The organism is Armatimonas sp. (assembly GCF_043760365.1).
In the GTDB taxonomy this organism is placed as follows: domain Bacteria; phylum Armatimonadota; class Armatimonadia; order Armatimonadales; family Armatimonadaceae; genus Armatimonas.
In genome coordinates this window covers 1-3,107 of sequence record NZ_JAYUPA010000860.1, presented here as the reverse complement: position 1 = coordinate 3,107, position 3,107 = coordinate 1, and the positions used below count along the sequence as shown (strand labels likewise).

Sequence of the window (3,107 nt, the reverse complement as noted above, 5' to 3'; positions counted from 1 at the left end):
TCTGGCTCAAGGCCGCGCAGATGCTCGGTGCGACCGGCCCGACTCTCTGGCGGCGCGTTCTACTGCCCGCCATTCTGCCCGCGTTTCTCGCCGGGATGCGCCAGGGCTGGGCCTTTGCCTGGCGCTCGCTCATGGCGGCGGAGCTACTCTCCCAGTCGCTCAAGATCGGGGTCGGGCATCTTCTCAGCACCGGACGCGATCTTAATGACATGCCCATGGTGCTGGGAATGGTGACAGTCATCTTGGTGCTGGGTGTCGCGGTGGACTATGCGGTCTTTGTGCCGCTGGAGAGGCTCATCGCGCGGCGCTGGGGCGTGGAGGGCGCATGACCAAAAGGGGGCGCGCGTGATCGAGGCAAAGAACCTCACTCGGCAGTTTCCCGGGGGGACCGTTGCGTTAGAGGGAATCAACCTCACGGTTCCCGATGGCCAGTTTATCTCACTGGTCGGGCCATCGGGCTGTGGGAAGTCCACCCTGCTCTCGCTTCTGGCTGGATTGGACAAGCCGAGTGCAGGCAGCGTGATTGGCATCGAGCGCCCCGCTGTGGTCTTTCAGGACGCGGCCCTCTACCCGTGGAAGACTGTCCTTCAGAATGTCGCCTTCGGGCTAGAACTCCGGGGGCTCTCCAAAGCCGCGTGCCGAGAAAAAGCCGAGGTGGCGCTCCGGACGGTGCACCTCTCGCGCTTTGCTCGTGCCTACCCGCATGAACTCTCAGGTGGAATGCGCCAGCGCGCCGCAATTGCCCGTGCGCTGGTACTGGAGCCCGATGCGCTCTTTCTCGATGAACCCTTTGGTGCCCTCGATGCCCAGACACGCTCCCTGCTTCAGACCGAGCTGCTCACGCTCTGGGAGCGCACTCAGGTGAGCGTCGTTTTTGTCACCCACAGCCTGGAGGAGGCCATTGCGCTCTCAGATCGGGTGATCTTAATGGCCTCGCGCCCGGGGCGTATTATCGCCGATGTACTCATTGACGCGCCCCGCCCCCGCGCTCTGCGCCACGATCTCACGCTTGCCGCGATTCAAGATCGCCTCCTGGCCCAGCTCTCCGAGGAAGTCGCACGGGTCGCCGCCCAGGAGTACGACACCGACTGGCGCGGCGTCCCTCTTCCCACGCTTTCCGTTGCTCCGGGCGAAGAAGGCGGCTCGGGGATTTAGCACTACCGATCAGAACGGTAGTGCTGAAGAGCCTTCGGCTACAAAGGGCGTTCCGCCCATACGAAATCTTATGGCCGGAACGGCCTTTGTAGCGCGGAGCGCTCTCTAGCTCCCCCGCTCCAACCGGGGGAGCCGTTTTTTCCAGGTGAAGCGCACGGAGAGGCCAAGAATTAGCAGTGCTTGCACCACTTGGGCGAGCTGTTTTGGGGTCTCCGTGGAGAAGCTCATCTGGTCTGCTCCCGCTCCGAGTGCTCCGAAGAGCAGCGCAGCGGGCAGGACGGCCCAAGGAGCGTGTCCTGCCAGCAACGCGACAGCGAGGCCATCGAAGCCGTAGCCGATGCCGTAGAAATCCGCGGGGAAGCGCCGGAAGGGCACGACGCCGAGCACCACGACTGCGCCTGCCAGCCCGGCCAGCGCTCCCGAGAGCAGAAAGGCGCGTAGGGTCACTCGCTCGACATTGATGCCCGCTGCCTTTGCCGCGTCCGCATTCTGGCCCACGAGGCGCGTCTCGTAGCCCCAGACGGTGCGTGTGAGCGTCCAGGCGATGCTCCCTACCGCCAGTAGCCCCAGTAGCAGCCCGACATGGACATCATGGCCTGTAAGCAAGCGGGGAAGCGTGGCAGATACCTCGGCGGTTTGGGGGGCCTGGCCGTTGGTGTCTTTTAGCGGCACGGTCGCCAGCCAGCGCGTGAGGTTGCGGGCGATGTAGTTGAGAAGTAGGGCCGTGATGACCTCGTGCGTCCCACGCTTCAGCTTAAGCCACACTGGGAGCCACGCCCACATCGCGCCGCCCAGCGCCCCGCACAGCAGCCCCAGCGGCACCGCGAACAGGCCTGGCACCGAGGCACCGACAACGGCTCCTGCAAGTGCTCCTACGGCCATTTGCCCCTCGGCTCCGATATTGAACAGCCCCACAGAAAGCCCCACCGCCACCGCGATTCCTGTGAGCAAGAGGGGCGTCGCCTGCCCTAGTGTTCGTGCCCAGGCATCGGGCGTGCCCACACTTCCTTCCCACAGCGCCTTGTAGGCTTCGGTAGGGCTTTGTCCGATCAGCGCAATCGCCAGTGCGCCAAGAAGAAGCGCCGCAAGAAACGCGAGAGCGGCCCTCACCACCCCACTCCTTTTGCTCCGGTCATCAGTGCCCCGATGCGCTCCTCAGTGGCTTCTGCGCGATCAATTACGCCGACGAGCCTGCCTTCGAGAAGCACGGCGACGCGATCTGAGAGCGTCAGCACTTCGTCTAAGTCCAACGACTGCACTAAGACTGCCGCGCCGCTGTCGGCGGCTTCGCGCAGGCACTCGTGTACAAACGCAGTGGCGGCAAAGTCGAGCCCCCGCGTGGGCTGAGAGGCGACAATAACTTTGGGATTTTTCGAGAGCTCCCGTGCCAGCACAAGCTTCTGCTGGTTGCCGCCCGAGAGCGAGCGCATCGGGGCGCTGGGCTGCTCCGCGCCGCGCACATCAAAAGCGGCGACGCACTCGGCCAGAAACTCTCGCAGGGCATTTTTTTTCATCACACCGGCCACGCCCCTAAATCTCGTTTCCCGGTGCCGCCCGAGCACGACATTCTCGGCGAGGGAGAAGCTCTGTGCGACTGCATGACGGTGGCGGTCCTCAGGAATAAAGCCAATAGCCGCGTCTTTACTGCCACGCGCAATCGTCCCGCTTTCGGGCTGACGTAGCCCCACAATCGCCTCGATAAGCTCTGTCTGTCCGGAGCCGTCCACTCCCGCAACTCCTACGATCTCTCCCGGCGCGACGGTAAGCGTGAAATCTTTCAGTGCCACCAAGCCCCGGTCGTTGCTGACCGTCAGGTTGTGGAGGACGAGGCCAGAGCCCCCACGGTGGTCTCCCCCTTCCTTCGTAGAGGGAAGGGGGCTAGGGGGATGGGTTCCCACCATCGCCGCCGCTAGCTCCTGCGATGTCACCTCGCTTGTCTTTGCCGTCAGAAT

At 64.0% G+C, this 3,107-nt stretch carries 4 protein-coding genes; 2 read left to right on the top strand and 2 right to left on the bottom strand.

The genetic code is table 11. The features are described from left to right. On the top strand, positions 1-329 hold a 329-nt coding region (locus ACH2EH_RS21300), incomplete at its 5' end, for an ABC transporter permease (RefSeq protein ID WP_395144889.1). A 16-nt stretch (positions 330-345) separates the two neighbouring features. Continuing rightward, positions 346-1,155, top strand: coding sequence for an ABC transporter ATP-binding protein (locus tag ACH2EH_RS21295; protein ID WP_395144887.1), 810 nt, complete (start codon positions 346-348; stop codon positions 1,153-1,155). Between the two features lie 105 nt (positions 1,156-1,260). On the opposite strand, the gene ACH2EH_RS21290 is transcribed toward ACH2EH_RS21295, so the two are convergent. Both ACH2EH_RS21290 and ACH2EH_RS21285 read right to left on the bottom strand, forming a co-directional pair. Then, positions 1,261-2,268, bottom strand: coding sequence for an ABC transporter permease (locus ACH2EH_RS21290; protein ID WP_395144885.1), 1,008 nt, complete (start codon positions 2,266-2,268; stop codon positions 1,261-1,263). Next, on the bottom strand, positions 2,262-3,107 hold an 846-nt coding region (locus tag ACH2EH_RS21285), incomplete at its 5' end, for an ATP-binding cassette domain-containing protein (protein ID WP_395144883.1). The genes ACH2EH_RS21290 and ACH2EH_RS21285, both read right to left, overlap by 7 nt.